The sequence below is a fragment of the Mesorhizobium sp. WSM4311 genome, assembly GCF_002295115.1.
Taxonomy (GTDB): domain Bacteria; phylum Pseudomonadota; class Alphaproteobacteria; order Rhizobiales; family Rhizobiaceae; genus Mesorhizobium.
Map to the genome: position 1 here is coordinate 52901 of NZ_NSFV01000016.1, position 18106 is coordinate 71006.

General features: G+C 62.7%; 17 protein-coding genes. 9 read left to right on the forward strand and 8 right to left on the reverse strand.

The features are described from left to right. Positions 1-86 precede the first annotated feature (86 nt). The 3 genes from CK226_RS29245 to CK226_RS29255 all read right to left on the reverse strand — a co-directional run bounded on the left by CK226_RS29245 (position 87) and on the right by CK226_RS29255 (position 3288). Positions 87-1172, reverse strand: coding sequence for a YcjF family protein (locus CK226_RS29245; RefSeq protein ID WP_095793707.1), 1086 nt, complete (start codon positions 1170-1172; stop codon positions 87-89). Continuing rightward, positions 1169-2644, reverse strand: a complete 1476-nt coding sequence (locus CK226_RS29250; protein WP_095793708.1) for a YcjX family protein — start codon at positions 2642-2644, stop codon at positions 1169-1171. The genes CK226_RS29245 and CK226_RS29250 overlap by 4 nt, the downstream gene beginning before the upstream one ends. Before the next feature lie 140 nt (positions 2645-2784). Beyond that, a complete protein-coding gene (locus tag CK226_RS29255) occupies positions 2785-3288 on the reverse strand; it encodes a histidine phosphatase family protein (RefSeq protein WP_095793709.1) in 504 nt (167 codons plus the stop codon). Between the two features lie 246 nt (positions 3289-3534). On the opposite strand from CK226_RS29255, the gene dksA reads away from it, so the two are divergent. After that, positions 3535-3951 carry an RNA polymerase-binding protein DksA gene (dksA, locus tag CK226_RS29260; RefSeq protein WP_010909647.1) on the forward strand — a complete coding sequence of 139 codons (417 nt, stop codon included), beginning with the start codon at positions 3535-3537 and terminating at the stop codon, positions 3949-3951. A gap of 151 nt (positions 3952-4102) precedes the next feature. Here the strand turns inward: dksA and CK226_RS29265 are convergent, their stop codons facing one another. Further along, positions 4103-4846 (reverse strand): flagellar biosynthetic protein FliO, encoded by a 744-nt coding sequence (locus CK226_RS29265; protein ID WP_095775369.1) that lies wholly within the window; start codon positions 4844-4846, stop codon positions 4103-4105. Between the two features lie 328 nt (positions 4847-5174). Here CK226_RS29265 and CK226_RS29270 point away from each other — a divergent pair, with 328 nt between their 5' ends. Together CK226_RS29270 and CK226_RS29275 are read left to right on the forward strand one after the other, a co-directional pair. Then, a complete protein-coding gene (locus CK226_RS29270) occupies positions 5175-7751 on the forward strand; it encodes a PAS domain-containing sensor histidine kinase (protein WP_095793710.1) in 2577 nt (858 codons plus the stop codon). An 89-nt stretch (positions 7752-7840) separates the two neighbouring features. Then, entirely contained in the window at positions 7841-8554 is a 714-nt protein-coding gene (locus CK226_RS29275; protein WP_095793745.1) for a DeoD-type purine-nucleoside phosphorylase, read from the forward strand. Positions 8555-8677: 123 nt separating this feature from the next. Here CK226_RS29275 and CK226_RS29280 read toward each other — a convergent pair whose 3' ends face one another. Then, positions 8678-8866: a hypothetical protein gene (locus tag CK226_RS29280; RefSeq protein ID WP_095793711.1), complete on the reverse strand. Its 189-nt coding sequence runs from the start codon at positions 8864-8866 to the stop codon at positions 8678-8680. Positions 8867-8905: 39 nt separating this feature from the next. Next, positions 8906-9313, reverse strand: a complete 408-nt coding sequence (locus tag CK226_RS29285; protein WP_095789694.1) for a hypothetical protein — start codon at positions 9311-9313, stop codon at positions 8906-8908. A 342-nt stretch (positions 9314-9655) separates the two neighbouring features. On the opposite strand from CK226_RS29285, the gene urtA reads away from it, so the two are divergent. From urtA to CK226_RS29315, 6 genes are all read left to right on the forward strand, one after another. Further along, positions 9656-10936, forward strand: a complete 1281-nt coding sequence (urtA, locus tag CK226_RS29290; RefSeq protein WP_245437879.1) for an urea ABC transporter substrate-binding protein — start codon at positions 9656-9658, stop codon at positions 10934-10936. Positions 10937-11043: 107 nt separating this feature from the next. Then, a complete protein-coding gene (urtB, locus tag CK226_RS29295; protein ID WP_095789695.1) occupies positions 11044-12657 on the forward strand; it encodes an urea ABC transporter permease subunit UrtB in 1614 nt (537 codons plus the stop codon). Beyond that, positions 12654-13889, forward strand: a complete 1236-nt coding sequence (urtC, locus tag CK226_RS29300) for an urea ABC transporter permease subunit UrtC (RefSeq protein ID WP_095793713.1) — start codon at positions 12654-12656, stop codon at positions 13887-13889. Before urtB ends, urtC begins: the two co-directional genes overlap by 4 nt. Positions 13890-13894: 5 nt before the next feature. Next, entirely contained in the window at positions 13895-14641 is a 747-nt protein-coding gene (urtD, locus tag CK226_RS29305) for an urea ABC transporter ATP-binding protein UrtD (RefSeq protein WP_095793714.1), read from the forward strand. 69 nt (positions 14642-14710) lie between these two features. Continuing rightward, entirely contained in the window at positions 14711-15406 is a 696-nt protein-coding gene (gene urtE / locus CK226_RS29310) for an urea ABC transporter ATP-binding subunit UrtE (protein ID WP_013895283.1), read from the forward strand. 268 nt (positions 15407-15674) lie between these two features. Beyond that, positions 15675-15851: a hypothetical protein gene (locus CK226_RS29315; RefSeq protein ID WP_019858306.1), complete on the forward strand. Its 177-nt coding sequence runs from the start codon at positions 15675-15677 to the stop codon at positions 15849-15851. A 72-nt stretch (positions 15852-15923) separates the two neighbouring features. On the opposite strand, the gene CK226_RS29320 is transcribed toward CK226_RS29315, so the two are convergent. Together CK226_RS29320 and CK226_RS29325 are read right to left on the reverse strand one after the other, a co-directional pair. Continuing rightward, positions 15924-17072, reverse strand: coding sequence for a GGDEF domain-containing protein (locus CK226_RS29320; protein WP_095793746.1), 1149 nt, complete (start codon positions 17070-17072; stop codon positions 15924-15926). Between the two features lie 183 nt (positions 17073-17255). Beyond that, positions 17256-18062, reverse strand: a complete 807-nt coding sequence (locus CK226_RS29325; protein WP_095793715.1) for a DUF72 domain-containing protein — start codon at positions 18060-18062, stop codon at positions 17256-17258. Positions 18063-18106: the final 44 nt, after the last annotated feature.

Genomic DNA, 18106 nt, shown 5'->3' on the forward strand with positions numbered 1-18106 from the left:
GTTCGACCATGAAGAAGATTGGTTAATGCTTCGTCACTGCGGGGCCTCGAAACGGCAATCCGCTCATCGTTAGGAAGAACAGGACGCTATTTGCCGGAGCCCGTGGTTTCGGTGTCCTTCTTCGCGGCAAACGATGTCAATGCCGAGAGGAAATCGCCCAGTCCCGGGCGCTTCGCGGCGCTGAAGGGCAGGGGACGCGCGGTTTCCATCGCCGCGATGCCGATGCGCGCAGTCATCATGCCGTTGACGACGCCCTCGCCAAGCTTGGCCGAAAGCCGTGCCGCCAGGCCATGGCCGACGATCTGCTGGACGAAACTGTCGCCGACGGCGATCGAACCGGTGACCGCCAGATGTGCCAGCACGCTGCGCGCCAGGCGGAAGAACCCCAGCGTTCCCGGGCGTCCGCCATAGAGTTCCGAGAGACGGCGAATGAGGCGTCCGGCCTCGAACACGACATAGGCGACATCGACGAGCGCGCGCGGGCTGACCGCCGTCACCAGCGAGACGCGTCTGGCGGCTTCGAGAATCATCACCTTGGCCCTGGCATCGAGGGGGCCGAGGATTTCCGCTTCAGCTAGACGCACCAGATTGCCGCCGTCGATGATTTCGCCGCGCAGTTCGGCCAGGGCGCGCCGGCCGGCCGCGGTCTCGGGCTTGGCCGCGACGAAAGCCGAAAGCTCGTCGACCACCGATCGTGCCGCCTTGGGGTCGTCGCGCGCGATGGCGTCGAGCGCGCGTTTTTGCAGTTTCTCGACTTCGGCAAGGCGGGCGATCGCCAGGAATTCGCGAATCATGATCACCACAAGCGCCAATATGGCGATCGCTGCCATGCCGGCGGCCAGCCAACCCAGCCATTCGGCGCGGGCGAAGAGATCGCGAATCAGCTGGTCGGTCCACAGGCCGACAGCCAGCGAAACCAGCACGCCGATCGCGCCGAAGAGGATGCCGCCGAATAACGAGCGTTTCCTGGGGGCGACCGCCGGTGGCGGTTCGGCGGCAACGATGTCGGGTTCGTCGAAGACGTCGACTTCCGCCGGTATGACCAGCGCGACATCGGTCTTCAGCCCGCGGGGTTTGCGCGGGGGCTCGGCCTGCCGCGTCTTTGACGCCTCTTGTGTCGGCGCGGCCTCCGGCTCGATGCGGAAGGCCGCCGGTTTGCGGGGCGCGGTCATGCCAGATGGTCTCCGATCAGGAACTGCAAGGCACGGTCGAGCCTGATATGCGGCAGAGACAGCGTGACACCTTCGGCCGTGCGTTCGAGTTTTGGCGGGCGGAATCGGACAAAGCGGATTGCCGGGTCCGTGGAATCCTGCCTGTGGTCGGGTCCTGAGACGTCGAACACCGCATCAATCTTCTCCGGTAAGTCACCGGGAAATATGGCAGTTTCGGTCTTTCCGTCGAACGTTTCACCGTTGATCTTCTCGCTGGCGATCGGCGTGCCGATGATGACAGGCAACGCCTCACGGCCTTGCTTGACCGTGCCTTCGCGGGTCGCGCGCACCGCCGCCATGGCGACCACGTCGACGTCGGCGCCGGTGAAGTTCGCTCGCGCCACGGCGCGGTCGGCCAGCCGCCGCACGATCGCCTGCAACCGGTCATGGCTTTCGTGGTGCAGGTGATCGGCCTTGGTCGCGGCGACCAGGATGCGATCGATGCGCCGCGAAAAGAGGTCGGTGAGGAAGCTGCCCCGGCCGGGGCGAAAGCAGCCGAGGATCTCGGTCACCGCACGCTCGAGGTCGGCCATGGCGCCGGGGCCGGCGTTCAACGCCTGCATGGCGTCGATCAGGACGATCTGGCGATCGAGGCGGGTGATGTGTTCGCGGAAGAAGGGTTTGACGACATGCGTCTTGTAGGCCTCGTAGCGCCTCTCCATCATGGCGTGCAGCGATCCCGGGCGCGGGCGCCTGTCGAGGCCGGCCAGCGGTGCGAAGGTCAGCGCGGGCGAACCTTCGAGGTCGCCAGGCATCAGGAAACGGCCGGGCGGCAGGGTCGAAAGCGCGCGCTCGTCGAGCTTGCAGGCCTTGAGATAGGCCGCGAAGCTTTCGGCGAGGCGGCGGGCGGTCATCTCGTCGGCGTCGGCATTCGGGTCGATTTCCGCCGAGATTGCCCGCCAGGCCCGCGAAAGGTCCTCGCGCACCGGCAAAGTGGCCATCTCCACGGCCTCGCGTGAAAAATCGGCGAAGGATTTGCCGAGCAGCGGCAGGTCGAGCAGCCATTCGCCGGGATAATCGACGATGTCGACCGACAGTTTGCCGGATGAGAACATACGGCTCCAGCCGGAGGCCGATTCGTATTCGATGGTCAGCCGCAGTTCCGAAATAGCGCGCGTGGAATCGGGCCAAGCACGGTCGTTGACCAATGCAGCGATATGATCCTCGTACTGGAAGCGCGGCACGGCGTCGTCAGGCTGCTCTTCCAGGAAGGCGCGGGCGATACGCCCGGATTTCTGTGCCTCGAACAGCGGCAGGCGTCCGCCGTGGATCAGATTGTGGACCAGCGCGGAGATGAACACCGTTTTGCCGGCGCGCGAAAGGCCCGTCACACCCAGCCGCAGCGAGGGAGAAAAAAGCCCGGTGGCGCGTCCCGACAGCGTATCGAGGGCAATTCTTGCCTCGTCGGTGAAGGTGGTCAGCGATGATGCCAAAATGTGATCTCTCGGGGCTGCGGTCCGTCCGATATAGGCGTTGGAACCCGGCTTTGAAATGGCGCCGGAAATCGATGCCGAAGCAATTCCAGGAAAGTGCGGAGCGGTTTTCCCGTCCGAAATCGCGCCAAAACAGAGAGTTAGAGATCGGCCGGTGTCAGGAACGCCTCGAGATAACCCGATTCCTGGGCCGCTTTCGCCAGATCGTCGAGGAAACGCACGACCGCCAGGCCCGAGGTCGGGAACCCATGGTTGAGCATGGCACGCGCCGTCTCGTCGCCATCGCCTGACACTGCCATGGCAAGATCCTCCGTCATCGGATTGTGACCGATGACCAGCAGTGACCCCGGCCCGCCATGTTCCCGGATGAGGCGGAGATAGCCGGCCGCGTCTTCGCTGTAGAGCGTGTCGAAAAACAGCACCTTGCCGGTGTCGGTCTGGCCGGCCAGCCCTTCGAGCGTTTCCTTGGCGCGCCGGGCGTTGGAGCACAATGTCAAATCGGGGACATAGCCACGGGAGCGCATGGCAGCGCCCATCGTCTCGGCATCGGCGCGGCCGGATGCATCAAGCGGTCGATCGAAATCGCGCATGCCGGGCAGCGCCCAGCCAGCCTTGGCGTGCCGCAACAGATAGAGCCTGCTCACCCAACCTCCGATGATGCCGAAGCCGCGGCACGATTAGCCACGAGAAGGGCGCCGCGCACAATGGCCCCTTGTTCTTCCTCGCAAAGAATCATGCGGCACTTTCTCCATCGAATCAGCGACATCTCGCCCCGACGGGTGCCGCCGGGGCACTTTAACAATTGCGTGAGTCGGTGACTGATTGCGCTTGTGCAGGCGTCGGGCGGCGAATATATAAGCGCCAAATTTGGGGCAGTTTGGGTGAGTCGAATGAACGACATCGTTACCGCCGATTACGTACCCTCCGAAGACGAGCCGTTCATGAACGAGCGGCAGAAATCCTACTTCCGCCTGAAGCTCGTCACCTGGAAAAATGACATATTGCGCGAAGCGCGCGAAACTCTCGAAATCCTGCAGCAGGAAAACGCCAACCACCCCGACCTCGCCGACCGCGCCTCTTCCGAGACAGACCGCGCCATAGAGCTCCGGGCTCGCGACCGTCAGCGCAAACTCATCGCGAAGATCGATTCGGCGCTGCAGCGCATCGATGAAGGCACTTACGGCTACTGCGAGGAGACCGGCGAGCCGATCGCGCTGAAACGGCTCGACGCCCGTCCGATAGCCACCTTGTCGATCGAAGCGCAGGAACGGCATGAGCGCCGCGAAAAAGTCTATCGCGACGACTGACGCATTGCTTCTGGACTGCATCTCAAGGCAGTTACAAGTGAAGTCATTGTCAAAAATGGCCGGGCTTTCCGGCCATTTTTGTTGGTTGTATCACAAATCCGTTGCAGCAAGCGAAAGCAAACCCCGGCCGGCGGGGCGCCTCAGGCGCCAATCATTTCTTCTGGCTTGAAAGTTCGCCTAGAAGCCTGGTCATTTCATCGTCGAGCGATTGCGGCGCCTTGGCCACCGGTTTGCCAACAGGACCACCGGAGCGCGGCTGGTCGAGCGAAACCTCCAGGTCCTTCATCAGCTCGTCGTCGATACTGCTCTGCGGTGGCGATGGCGCGTGCCTGACGGCATTGGCGTTGGCTGAGCCATAGGCAGGCAGCGGCGTGACGTTGGTCGATTGATGGGGTTGCGCCGGTTTCGGTGCGGGGGTTGGGGCTGGTGGTGGCGCTGCCGGGCGCTGGCGGGCAGGCGGCGGCGCCGCGGTCGCCGGCTGCGGCGCCGGTCGTGCCGGTGCGGGAGCCGGCTGAGGCGGCCGCGGTTTTGCCGCCGGGGCCGCGGTGGCCGGGACAGGTTGCAGACCACTATCTCCGGTCAGCGCTGGACGGCGCGGTGCGGCAAGGCGTATGTCGCGTTCGACGACGACGTCGGTCGGGCCGCCGATCAGCAGCAGATGTTCGATATCGTCGCGGCGCACCAGCACCAGCCGGCGATGGCTGTCGACGGCGGTGGCGTCCATGACGGCCAGCCGCGTCTTGCGGTTCCGGCCACCGGCGACGAACGTGCCGAAAGTCAGGTTGCGAACGAGCCTGACGATGACGAGCACGATGACCAGCAGGATCAGCGCCGCGAAGGTCCACAGGAGTGCCGCCGCATAACCAGGGCCCGCCACGCTATCCAGCCACTGCATTGGTTTCCCCTGATCGGTTTTGGAAAGTGACGCGACACTAGACCGTTGCGGCTGGCCACCGCAAGTTGCCTTTCACGCATCGTGAACAGCTTGAAACACTGGGAAGGCCGGCCGGCATCATTTTTATCTGACATTTGCCGCCCGGGCCTTTTCCGGACTGGGAGAATGTGATTCAACCGGCTAAAGCGGGTCGCGCTGAAGCGGATTCACGCGAGGCGCGCTAGGGCCTTGTTTTTGTGCATGTCGTTTTCCCAAAACCGAAGTCACTTTTGGGCGACATGCATCAGGGGCGGGTGTCGGAACGTCGGACTTCACGAGCAGGGGGCATATGGCCAAGGAAGCGCGCGGCGATTTCTATCCGGTACCGATCGTCGACCAGAACACGCGACCGGGCGCGGTCACCCGGCTCATCATCTTCATCGTCGTTCTGACGGGGGCCGCGATCGTCTTCGGCCTGTTCCGCGAGCGCCTTGGGGACCCCTTCCTGCTCGGCATGCTTGGCGTGCTGGCGATGATCGGCGTCGGCTTCCTGTTTGCGACCGCGATCGGCTTCGTGCAGGTCACGCCGCGCTCGACCGGCGATGAACTGTCCAAGGCTTTCGTCGATTCGATGGCGCAGGGCCTGCTCGTGACGGACACCAAGGGCCGCGTCGTCTACGCCAACCGTGCCTATGCCGACATGACCGGAGCTTCCTCGGCCGCCGACCTCAAGACGGTCGAAGGGCTGCTTTCGGATGTTCCCGAGGCCTCGGTGACGATTTACCGGCTGGCCTCCGGCCTGCGTGACGGGCAGCCGGGCGACGGCGAGTTTCGGCTGGCGCAGTCGATCCGGCCCGGCGCCGAACCGGGCGCCCGCTGGTACCGGGCGCGCGCCCGCACCTTCAACGTTCCGGGCCAGCGCTTGCCGATGCTGGCCTGGCAACTCGCCGACATTTCGCAGGAGCGGGCCGAGCAGGAGCGTTTCTTCCTCGATCTGCAGAAGGCCATCGATCACCTGGACCACGCCCCGGCCGGCTTCTTTTCCGCCGACCAGGACGGTCGCGTCACCTACATCAACGCCACGCTCGCGGAGTGGCTGGGCATCGATCTTGCCAGCTTCACACCCGGCGCGGTGACCTTGCCGGATATCGTTGCCGGCGACGGCATGGCTTTGGTGCGCTCGGTCAAGGCCGACCCCGGCACGACGCGCAACGCGGTCATCGATCTCGATTTGACGACGATGACGGGAGAGGCGCTGCCGGTGCGCTTCATGCATCGCGTTTCGGCCAGTCGCGAAGGTGTCGGGGGTCCGACACGCACGATCGTGCTCAACCGCACGCAAGGCGAGGATGCCTCGGCCGATCTGCGCGCCTCGGAAGTGCGCTTCACCCGCTTCTTCAACTCGACGCCGATGGCGATCGCGGGTGTCGATGCCAGCGGGCGCATCCTGCGCACCAACGCCCCCTTCCTGTCGCTGTTTTCCTCGGTCGTCGACCGGGACGCCGTGGATCGCCGTGTGCGGCTCGATACGGTGATCCACGAGCGAGAGCGTCCGGCCTTTGCCGCCGCATTCGAGAAGGCCCGGCAGCGGCAGGCCGACATCGAGCCGATCGACACCGTGCTGCCCGGCAACGAGGAGCGGCACATCCGTTTCTACGTCAATGCCGTCGCCGACGGCACGGGCGGCGAGGGCGCAGAGGAATCGGCCATCGTCTACGCCGTCGAGACGACCGAGCAAAAGGCGCTCGAAGGGCAGATGGCGCAAAGCCAGAAGATGCAGGCGGTCGGGCAACTCGCGGGCGGCATCGCCCACGACTTCAACAATGTGCTGACCGCCATCATCATGGCGTCGGACCTGCTTTTGACCAATCACCGGCCGTCGGACCCGTCCTTTCCCGACATCATGAACATCAAGCAGAACGCCAATCGGGCGGCTTCGCTGGTCAGGCAGTTGCTGGCCTTCTCGCGCAAGCAGACGCTGCGGCCGGAAGTGCTGAACCTCACCGACGTGCTCGCCGATCTCAGAATGCTGCTTGCCCGTCTGGTCGGCAACGACATCAAGCTGAAGATCGACCACGGCCGTGACCTGTGGCCGGTCAAGGTCGATATCGGTCAGTTCGAGCAGGTGGTGGTCAATCTGGCGGTCAATGCGCGCGACGCCATGCCCGCCGGCGGCGATCTCACCGTGCGCACCCGCAACGTCACCGCCGAGGAGTGCAAGACCTTCTCCTATCGCGAACTCGCCGCGGCCGACTATGTCGTGGTCGAGGTCGAAGACACCGGCAGCGGCATCGCGCCGGATGTGCTGAAGAAGATCTTCGAGCCGTTCTTCACCACCAAGGAGGTCGGCAAGGGCACGGGCCTTGGCCTGTCCATGGTCTACGGCATCATCAAGCAGACCGGCGGCTTCATTTTCTGCGATTCCGAGGTCGGCAAGGGATCGACCTTCCGCATCTTCTTGCCGCGTCATATCGCGGAAGCGAAAAAGGCGGCCGAACCCGGGGAAACCCCGAGTGCCGCGCTGGTCAAGCCGGTCGACAGCACCAAGGACCTGTCGGGGTCAGCCACGGTGCTGCTGGTCGAGGACGAGGATGCCGTGCGCATGGGCGGCATGCGGGCGCTGACCTCGCGTGGCTATACGGTGCATGAGGCATCCTCCGGCGTCGAGGCGCTGGAAGTCTTCGAAGCCCTGGGCGGCAAGGTCGACATCGTCGTTTCGGATGTCGTCATGCCGGAAATGGACGGGCCGACCCTGCTTGGCGAGTTGCGCAAGCGCCAGCCGGATATCAAGTTCGTGTTCGTGTCCGGTTATGCCGAGGACGCCTTCGCCAGGAACCTGCCGGCCGACGCGCATTTCGGCTTCCTGCCGAAGCCGTTCTCGCTCAAGCAACTGGCGACGATCGTCAAGGATATGCTGGAGTCCTAATTTAGTTTTCTCCAATGGTCTGCCTTGCACAACGCCCCGACAGCGCCATGATTGCGCGCGAGGGCCAGGCGGGCTTGGGGGAGCGGCGATTGACGCCACACATAGAGGCAGGCAGGGGCGATTACGCCGAAACGGTGCTGTTGCCGGGCGACCCGCAGCGCGCCGAATGGATGGCGCAGACATTTCTCGAGGCGCCACGCTGCGTCAATCGCAGGCGGGGTGCTTTCGGCTTTACCGGCCTTTATCGCGGCTGGCCCATCAGCATCCAGACAACGGGTATCGGGGTTTCGTCGTTCCTGATCTATACCCATGAATTGCTCGACTATTATGGCGCCCGAACATTGATCCGCACCGGGACCTGCGGCGGCCTGAGCGCCGAGGTAAAGCTGCGCAGCCTGGTGATCTCGCAATCGGCACGGCCGGAAAACAAGCAAAGCGGCCAGGTCTTTGGCCTTTATGAGGCTGACGCCGGCCCGGATCCGGCGTTGCTCGCCCGCGCATTGGCCAAGGCAGCCGAACTCGGCATCGACCACCATGCCGGCCTGACAGTCTGCACCGACATATTCTATCATCCTGAAACGCACACCCGATATGCCGAGGCAAGGGCGCTCGGAGCGCTGGCCGTGGACATGGAAACCAGCGCGCTCTACCGCATCGCGGCGCATTTCGGCGCGAGGGCGTTATCGCTGCTGACCGTCGTCGACAATCTGGTTACCGGCGAACAGGCCGACTATTCCGAGCGCCAGGCGCTTTTCACCGATATGAGCCGGCTGGCGCTCGAGGTTGCCGCAGCGGCGCGCTAAAGTGCTTCCGGTGAAAGCAGAATCGCCGTCAAGCAGTTCGGCGTGACCGTCGCCGGTGATTGCCGTCTTCCCGGACCGGTGTGCGGAGCGCGCCAGGCGCTCCGCATTTTTGTCGGATATAGGTCAGGCGCCGACCGGCAGGCCGTCCATGCGGCGGATGGCGACCACTGACGGCCTCGGCGGCTGGCCGTCCCTGAAATCGGGCCACAATGTTTCCGCCTTGTCGAGCGTCTCGGCGTCTTCCGCGGGGTGCTGGACCGACAGGAACAAGGTCGTGCCATCCGGCGTGAGATGACACGAGAAGGCGGACACGGCTTGCGGGCCGTACGGCGGCGCCGTTCCAGGGCAGGCCTACGGATTGCTCCGCCGGGTGCAGGTCGAGGCGGTGAAGGCGCCGTCGGGTTGCTTCATGATGATGTCGAAGGAGGGCGGGTTCTGGCCATCCAGCGTTGCCTGGGTCATCGACAGCGAGTTGCCGCCCGTGGTGTAGCCGCCGAGCGGTCCCAGCCAGGAGATCTCGCCGTTTGCATTCATCTGATAATTGTAAGCCTGCTGGGCGGTTCCGAAGGTTACCGGGCCTGTATAGACGTTCCCCTTGACCGTGATGTCGCCGAGGTCGAGGAACAAGCCGAGCAGGTAGACTTCGCAGTGATAGGTGCCGTCAGGCATCTTGCCGTCGCTGAAGTCGGCCTGTGCGGCGCCGGTCGCTGCCGCCAGAAGCGCTATGCCGATAAAAATGCGTGAAATCAGGGATGTCATGACGTCGCTCGGTTGAGCAGAGAGCTTGCCCTATTTTTGCGCTGTGCTGCAACTTCATAGCCCCACCTCGCACGTTGAGGCCAAAATCTAGGCATTTGGCGAAATTGGGCAAAAATTAGGCAGATGCTAAATGCGCTGCGCAAATTTCTCTCAACCAATTTTTAACCGGCTCTCTTTGATTTGTTCAAACTAATATAATAAACGCTTGATAATGCCTGGTTATTTGCCGTTTTTCAGCATCCCCGGCAGCGGTTGGCATGGGGGTTGCATTGTATTGTTGCGGTGCAATCAACCAGCGTGGGAGACTTCCGTATGAGGGGTAATTTCTCGACAATAACAAAAATGTTTTCGGCGAGCGTCGTTGCCGCCGGCCTGTTGATGTCGGCTCCCGCCAGGGCGGCCGACGATACGATCAAGGTCGGCATTCTCCATTCGCTGTCGGGGACCATGGCGATTTCGGAGACGACGCTGAAGGACGCCATGATGATGCTCATCGATGAGCAGAACGCCAAGGGCGGCCTGCTCGGCAAGAAGCTTGAAGCCGTCGTCGTCGATCCGGCTTCCAACTGGCCGCTGTTCGCCGAAAAGGCGCGCGAGCTGATTTCGAAGGACAAGGTCGCGGCGGTGTTCGGCTGCTGGACCTCGGTGTCGCGCAAGTCGGTGCTGCCGGTGTTCTCCGAGCTCGACAACATCCTGTTCTATCCCGTCCAGTATGAGGGCGAGGAAAGCGAGCGCAACGTGTTCTACACGGGTGCGGCTCCGAACCAGCAGGCCATTCCGGCCGTCGACTATCTGATGAGCAAGGACGGCGGTTCGGTGAAGCGTTGGGTGCTGGAAGGCACCGACTACGTTTATCCGCGTACCACTAACAAGATCCTCGAGGCCTATCTGAAGTCCAAGGGCGTCGCTGCCGAAGACATCATGACCAACTATACGCCGTTCGGCTTCTCCGACTGGCAGACCGAAGTTTCTGCGATCAAGAAGTTCGGTTCTGCCGGCAAGAAGACCGCCGTCGTTTCGACCGTCAATGGTGACGCCAACGTGCCATTCTACAAGGAACTCGGCAACCAGGGCATCAAGGCCGAGGACATTCCGGTCATGGCCTTCTCCGTCGGTGAGGAAGAGCTTGCCGGTCTCGACACCAAGCCGCTGGTCGGCCATCTCGCCGCCTGGAACTATTTCGAGAGCGTCAACACGCCCGAGAACAAGAAGTTCATCTCCGATTGGCACAAGTTCATCAAGAACAACAAGCGCACCACCAACGACCCGATGGAAGCCCATTATATCGGCTTCAATATGTGGGTGAAGGCGGTTGAAAAGGCCGGCACCACCGATCCGGACAAGGTCATCGATGCCATGATCGGCGTTTCGGTGCCGAACCTGACCGGCGGCTATTCGACGATGATGCCAAACCACCACATCACCAAGCCGGTGCTGATCGGCGAAATCCAGGCCAATGGCCAGTTCGAAACGGTTTCGAAGACACCGGGTCTGGTGATGGGCGATGAATGGTCCGATTACCTGCCGGATTCCAAGGACCTGATCTCCGATTGGCGCAAGCCTCTGTCCTGCGGCAACTTCAACGTTGCTACCGGCAAGTGCGGCGGCAAGGGAACGAACTGACCTCCCAGGTCTGGACTGTTGGGTCCATGACCAGACCGCAGCGTCCGGACGGTTTCCTCCGCCGTCCGGACGTCCAATTCAAACCTTCAAGGGGTTAACATAAGCCGATGACCTTGATCCGCGCGGGCCTGACACTGCTGTTCCTGCTGACGACGCTGTCGTCTTCGGGCGCCGCGGAAGCCGACCTGCGTGGCATCATCGCCAAGTTCGCTACGGTAACGGACTTTTCTGAGACGGGAGCTGTCGTCCAAGAATTGACAGCCACAGGGGATTCCGCTGTCGAACGGCCGCTTGCTGCATTGGCTGACGGCAATCTTTACATTCGCACCGCCGACTCGATGGTTTTTGTCGGCAAGGAAGGCGATGAAGGCGTCCAGCTTTTTGACCCGCTGAGCGGCGAGGCAGCTGGCGAGGCCTCCGAGGACGACATAACCAAGATCACTGTCAACAACACCTTGCGCCGCGCCATCCGTGATGCATTGGGCACGTTGACGCTTGGTTCCAAGGATCCGACCGTTCGCATCGCCGCGGCCGACACCATGTTCAAGACACCGGACGCCGCCAATATCGAACCGCTCGACGCAGCGATCGCCAGTGAAAGCGTGGCGAGCGTCAAGGCTTTGCTAGAGCAGGCGCGTGGCGCTTCCATACTGGTTTCAGACAAGCCTGATGCAGACAAGCTCGCCGCAATCGCGCTGATCGGTGCGCGTGGCGACCGTAATGCGGTTTCGCTACTCACCTCCGTCGAGGCCAACGCCTCCGGAGCGGTCAAGGAAGCGGCGACGGCCGCAATCGCAAGCATTAATTCAACGCTCGCCATCTGGGATGCCGGGCAGAACATCTGGTACGGCATTTCGCTAGGGTCGGTGCTGCTGCTCGCGGCGATCGGGCTCGCCATCACCTTCGGCGTCATGGGCGTCATCAACATGGCGCATGGCGAGATGGTCATGCTCGGCGCCTACACGACCTTCGTTGTCCAGCAAGTGATCCGCACATCCTTTCCCGGCCTGTTCGACTGGTCGCTGGTCATCGCGCTGCCGCTTGCCTTCCTGGTCGCCGCGCTCGTTGGTCTTGCCATCGAACGCGGCGTCATCCGCTTCCTCTACGGACGGCCGCTGGAGACGCTGCTGGCGACCTGGGGCGTGTCGCTGATCCTGCAGCAGGCGGTGCGCTCGATCTTCGGGCCGACCAACCAGGAGGTCGGCAACCCCTCCTGGATGTCGGGTTCGTTCGATATCGGCCAGCTGGCCATCACCTGGAACCGGCTGTGGATCCTGGTCTTCGCGCTCACCGTCTTCGGCGTCCTGCTCTATGTGATGAAGCGCACGCCCTGGGGACTGCAGATGCGCGCCGTCACCGCCAACCGCCGCATGGCGGCCTCGATGGGCATCAGGACGCCATGGGTCGACGCGCTGACCTTCGCGCTCGGATCCGGCATCGCCGGCATTGCCGGTGTCGCGCTCAGCCAGATCGACAATGTCTCGCCCAATCTCGGCCGCGGCTACATCATCGACAGCTTCATGGTCGTCGTCTTCGGCGGCGTCGGCAATCTCTGGGGCACGCTGGTCGGCGCCTTTTCGCTGGGCATCGTCAACAAGTTCCTCGAGCCTTATGCCGGCGCCGTGCTCGGCAAGATCGTCGTGCTGGTGCTGATCATCCTGTTCATCCAGAAGCGCCCGCGCGGCCTGTTCGCCCTCAAGGGCAGGGCGGTGGAAGCATGATCACGGGACGCTTCTTCGCCGCCGGCGCCGACCGCCGCATCGCCATCACCATCTTCATCCTGCTGGCCGCGGCCATTATCGTGCCGCTGCTCAACCTTGCGGTGTCGCCAACCAGCGCCTTCTACGTCCCGGCCTATATCGTGGCGCTGACCGGCAAATATCTCTGCTATGCGCTGCTGGCGCTCGCGCTCGACCTGGTCTGGGGCTATTGCGGCATCCTTTCGCTCGGCCACGGCGCCTTCTTCGCGCTCGGCGGCTATGCGATGGGCATGTATCTGATGCGCCAGATCGGTTCGCGCGGCGTCTATGGCAACCCGATCCTGCCTGATTTCATGGTGTTCCTGAACTACAAGGAATTGCCGTGGTTCTGGCATGGCTTCGATCATTTCTGGTTTGCGGCGATCATGGTGCTGGCGGTGCCCGGCCTACTCGCCTTCGTCTTCGGCTGGTTCGCCTTCCGCAGCCGCGTCACCGGCGTCTATCTCTCCATCATCACCCAGGCGATGACCTATGCGCTGCTGCTCGCCTTTTTCCGCAACGATATGGGTTTCGGCGGCAATAACGGCCTGACTGATTTCAAGGACATTCTTGGTTTCAACGTGCAAGCCGACGCAACGCGTTCGGCGCTGTTCGCCGCCAGCGCGGTGATGCTGGCGCTCGCCGTGTTCATCACCTGGGCGATCGTCGGCTCCAAATACGGCAAGCTCCTGATGGCGGTGCGCGATGCCGAAAGCCGCACGCGCTTCCTCGGCTGGCGGGCGGAGAATGTGAAACTGTTCGCCTTCACCGTCTCGGCGGTCATGGCCGGCATTGCCGGCGCGCTCTATGTGCCGCAAGTCGGAATCATAAATCCCGGCGAGTTCGAACCGTCCAATTCGATCGAGGTGGTGATCTGGGCCGCCGTCGGCGGACGTGGCACCATTGTCGGGCCGATCATCGGAGCGCTGCTGGTCAATGCCGGCAAATCCTGGTTCACCGGCGTGCTGCCGGAATTGTGGCTGTTTGCGCTGGGCGGCCTGTTCGTTGCCGTCACCTTGCTCTTGCCAAAGGGCATCATCGGCATGTGGGACAGCTGGGGCGGCAATGCGAAGGCGTTGCGCGCGGCCTCCGTCGCTGAAGAGGCCGCCACCAAGGTTGCAATGCCGTCCGCGACCTCGAAGCCCGCTCGCTCGCCGGCGAGGAATCCGGGCGAATGGTCCTTGTCCGACCCTGAACCGCAGGCGGCGGAGTAGCGACCATGAGCAAGTCGAACACCATCCTCTATCTCGACGGCGTCTCGGTCTCCTTCGATGGTTTTCGCGCCATCAACAATTTGTCGCTGGTGCTCGACAAGGGCGAGATGCGCGCCATCATCGGCCCCAACGGCGCCGGCAAGACGACGATGATGGACATCGTCACCGGCAAGACGCGGCCCGACGAGGGCGAAGTGTTCTTCGACGGCCAGGTGGATCTCACCAGGCATGACGAGGCCGAGATCGCCATGATGGGCATAGGCCGCAAGTTCCAGAAACCGACAGTCTTCGAAAGCCACACGATCGAGGACAATCTGATGCTGGCGCTGAAGGGGCCGCGTTCGATCTTCCCGGCGCTGTTCAACCGCCGCTCTGCGGCCGAGGCGCGGCAGATCGACGACATTCTCGGCATTATCCGGCTGGGCAACAAGCGCCACGAGCTGGCCGCCAATCTCAGCCACGGCCAGAAACAGTGGCTGGAGATCGGCATGCTGCTGGCGCAGGACCCGAAGCTGCTTTTGGTCGACGAGCCGGTCGCGGGCATGACCGATGCCGAAACCGAGGAGACGGCGCGGCTGCTCAAGGACATTGCGCGCGACCATTCCGTCATCGTCGTCGAGCACGACATGCATTTCGTTCGCGAACTCGGCGTCAAGGTCACCTGCCTGCACGAGGGCTCGGTGTTGTCGGAAGGCACACTCGATTTCGTCTCGGCCGACGAGCGCGTCGTCGAAGTCTATCTGGGGAGATGACCATGGTCTGGCGGGTGCAGTTTCATCGCTTCGATCTGTCGTTTCTCCGGTTCTGGAGAAGGCGCTGACATGCTCGAAGTTTCCAACGCCACGCTCCACTACGGCGCCGCCCAGGCGCTGCGCGGCGTTTCGCTGAAGGCGGGTGCCGGCAAGATCACTTGCGTGCTCGGCCGCAACGGCGTCGGCAAAACCAGTTTGATGAGATCGATCGTCGGCCACCACCGGCTGACGAGCGGAAGCGTTGCCTTCGAGGGGAAGGCGCTCGACCGGAGCGCGGCGTATGACCGCGCCCGGTCGGGCATCGCATTCGTGCCGCAGGGCAGGGAGATCTTTCCCCTGCTCACGGTGCGCGAAAACCTGGAATCGGGTTTTGCGCCGTTGAAGCGTGCCGACCGCAATGTGCCGGCGCATGTCTTCGAGCTGTTTCCAGTGCTGAAGCAGATGCTCGGCCGCCGTGGCGGTGATCTTTCGGGCGGTCAGCAACAGCAACTCGCCATCGGCAGGGCGCTGGTGATGCGGCCGAAGCTGCTGGTGCTGGATGAGCCCACCGAGGGCATCCAGCCATCGATCATCAAGGACATCGGCCGCGCCATCCGCTATTTGCGCGACCAGGCCGGTATCGCGGTGCTGCTGGTCGAACAATATCTCGACTTCTGCCGCGAGCTTGCCGACGAGGTCAATATCATGGACCGGGGCCAGATCGTCCATACTGGACCGGCGGAAGATTTAGACCGGGCTGATGTGCGAAAGTTTCTTACCGTCTAGAATCGGTGCTGGACTTCAGCTGACGATCCAAAGTCCTTGGCAAGTCGAATATTTCTTTCATCCAGCGATCCTCGTCTCTGGCGCGCCAGAGGCGGCATGCTAGTCTTTTTGTTGGCTTTGTGAGTCGGCCGCTTCCGTATCAGTCTGGTTATCGCAGATCGAGGGCGCGGCGAAGGCCGGCAAGTTCCACGCAAGCAAGGCTTCCTAGCTTCTCTCCTGCGATCTTTGTCGTTCAAACGCGTTTGGGCACACAGGCTAAGGGACAGCCATGGAACGTTTCGTCGAGGACTACCAGAAGCGGCGGCTTACCGAACGGGTCGATATCATCGCGGCCATCAACATTTTGAGGTCACAGGGCTGCGAATATGACGACCTGATCGAGGAGATCACCAAGGTGTTCTACGTCGACCTCGATACTTTCAATGAAATCGTGATGGCGGCATAGAGCCGCTTTCGCCCATCCAATAGAGTCGCTTTCGCCCATCCAATAGTCACAGCTCGGCATTGATAAGCGCGGTCAGCTCGCGCGCCGGAACACAGAGGCGGTGACGCGGTTGCGGCCGCCGCGCTTGGCGTCGTAAAGCGCCTTGTCGGCGGCGCTGAGCACCTTGTCGAAGCTGAGCCCCTCTTTGCTGCCGAATGCAAAACCGGCACTGACCGTGCATCTCAGGGAGCCGGTTTCGGTCTCTATCTGGCGTGTCGCGAAGGCGGTTCGGATGCGCTCCGCCGCGCCCTCGACCGTTTCCGGCAAGGTGCGCTTCAACACCAGCGCGAATTCCTCGCCGCCCATGCGCGCGGCAACGTCGGTCTGGCGAAGATTGCCGGCGAGTTCGCTCGCAAATACCTTCAGCACCTCGTCGCCGGCCGCGTGGCCGAACTCGTCGTTGATGGCTTTGAAATTGTCGAGATCGAAGACGACCACGGCGGTAAAGGCACCGACCGGGAGATGGCCATGCATGTCGAACAGTGCGCGCCGGTTGAGCAGGCCGGTCAAGGGATCGGTGAGCGCGTTGCGGCGGTGGTGTCTCGCCAGGCGCCCCTGATTGAGCGCAAGGGACAGGGCGCCAATGCCCGTCATACTGGCGATGACGACAATGAGGCTCAGTTCCTCGGCCCAGTTGCTTGGTGCATGGCCGAGAACCAGCTTGCCGTCCCATGCCAGGACCGCCGCGCACAGCATGAAGGAAACGGCGGTGGCCGAGTAGAGCGTGGTGATGCCGACCGTCAGGGCAGGGGCTTCGTCGCGGCCGCGCCAGTATTCGAATGCCGTCGCGAACAGGAGCAAGGCGGCGAACAGGTTCTCGAACATGAAGCCAAGGCCATCATAACCCAGAGCCATGGGGGGCAGCGTCACTGCCAGTGAAACACAGCCCAACAATGCTCGCGGCAGCGGCGAGCCGCCGGTTCTGAACTGGTAGGCCGCACCCAGCATGGTTGAGAAACCGAGCAGCAACAGGGCAAGGGTGGCGATGCCGAGCAAGCGCCCGGGCATGTCGATATAGGCGTCATAGACAAAGATATCGCCGACCACGAATACCAGGCTGATCGCCCATGTCAGCAGGAACCGTTCCGTGCGGGCGGTCAGCCACATGCCGAACAATGTCAGGCTCAGGCAAGCAGCGGAGAAACCGACAGCCAGCAGAAGTGAAGTGTAGTCGAGCGACATGCCCCTCTTTCCCTGCCGGCGGCGGCTCCAGCTCTGCAGCTTGGCGTCGCCGCATACATGCAGCAAGGAAGTGTCGATAAGGTTACGATCGTGGCGAAGATGCCCGGGAATAGGCGCTTTGCTACGCGCAAAACGCATAGATGATGCACTTACAGCATGTAGCCGAACAACAACGAATGCTCGTCAGCCGGCTATGCGCTTCATCAGCGCCATCGCCCCGAACGGTGCGCGCACTTTGCCCTCGGTGATGAAGTAGACGAACACGTCGCGCGGCTGAACGGGCGCGTCGGTGGCGGGATCGGCGCGTCGCAAATCGGCCGGCTGCTTGCCTTCAGCCCATGTCTTTGCCCGCGCCGCCCACTCGTCGAGCCCCTTCGGCGTGTAGCAATCGGGATTGTCGTCCGATCCGGTCTGCAGTCGTGCGTAGACGAAGTCGCCGGTGACGTCGGCGATATCAGGATATTTGGCATGGTCGGCACAGACGATCGCCGCCTTGTATTTGCGGGCAAGTGCCGCGAATTCCGGCACGATGAAACTGTCGTTGCGGACTTCCAGCGCATGGCGCAGCGCGACACCGTCCTGTTTCTCCGGCAGCAGTTTCAAAAAAGCTTCGAAATCGTCCGGATCGAACTTTTTCGTCGGCGCGAACTGCCACAGGATCGGGCCGAGCTTGACGCCGAGCGCGGCAACGCCGGAGCCGAGGAAGCGCATCATCGATTCACCGGCCTCGCCCAGCACGCGGCGGTTGGTGACGAAGCGGTTGCCCTTCAGCGAATAGACGAAACCGTCCGGCGCCTCGCTTGCCCATTTGACGAAGGTCGGCTCCTTGAAGCTGGAATAGTAGGTGCCGTTGACCTCGATGCTCGGCACCTGCCGGCTGGCGTAGTGCAGTTGCTTGGCCTTCGACAATTTGTCCGGATAGAAGGACGTATCCCAGGGCTCGAAGGTCCAGCCGCCCATGCCGGAGCGGATTGTTCCCGATTTGCTCATTATCGTCCTCCCGAGTGCGGTGTCTGGCCAAATTCAGAAGTCTG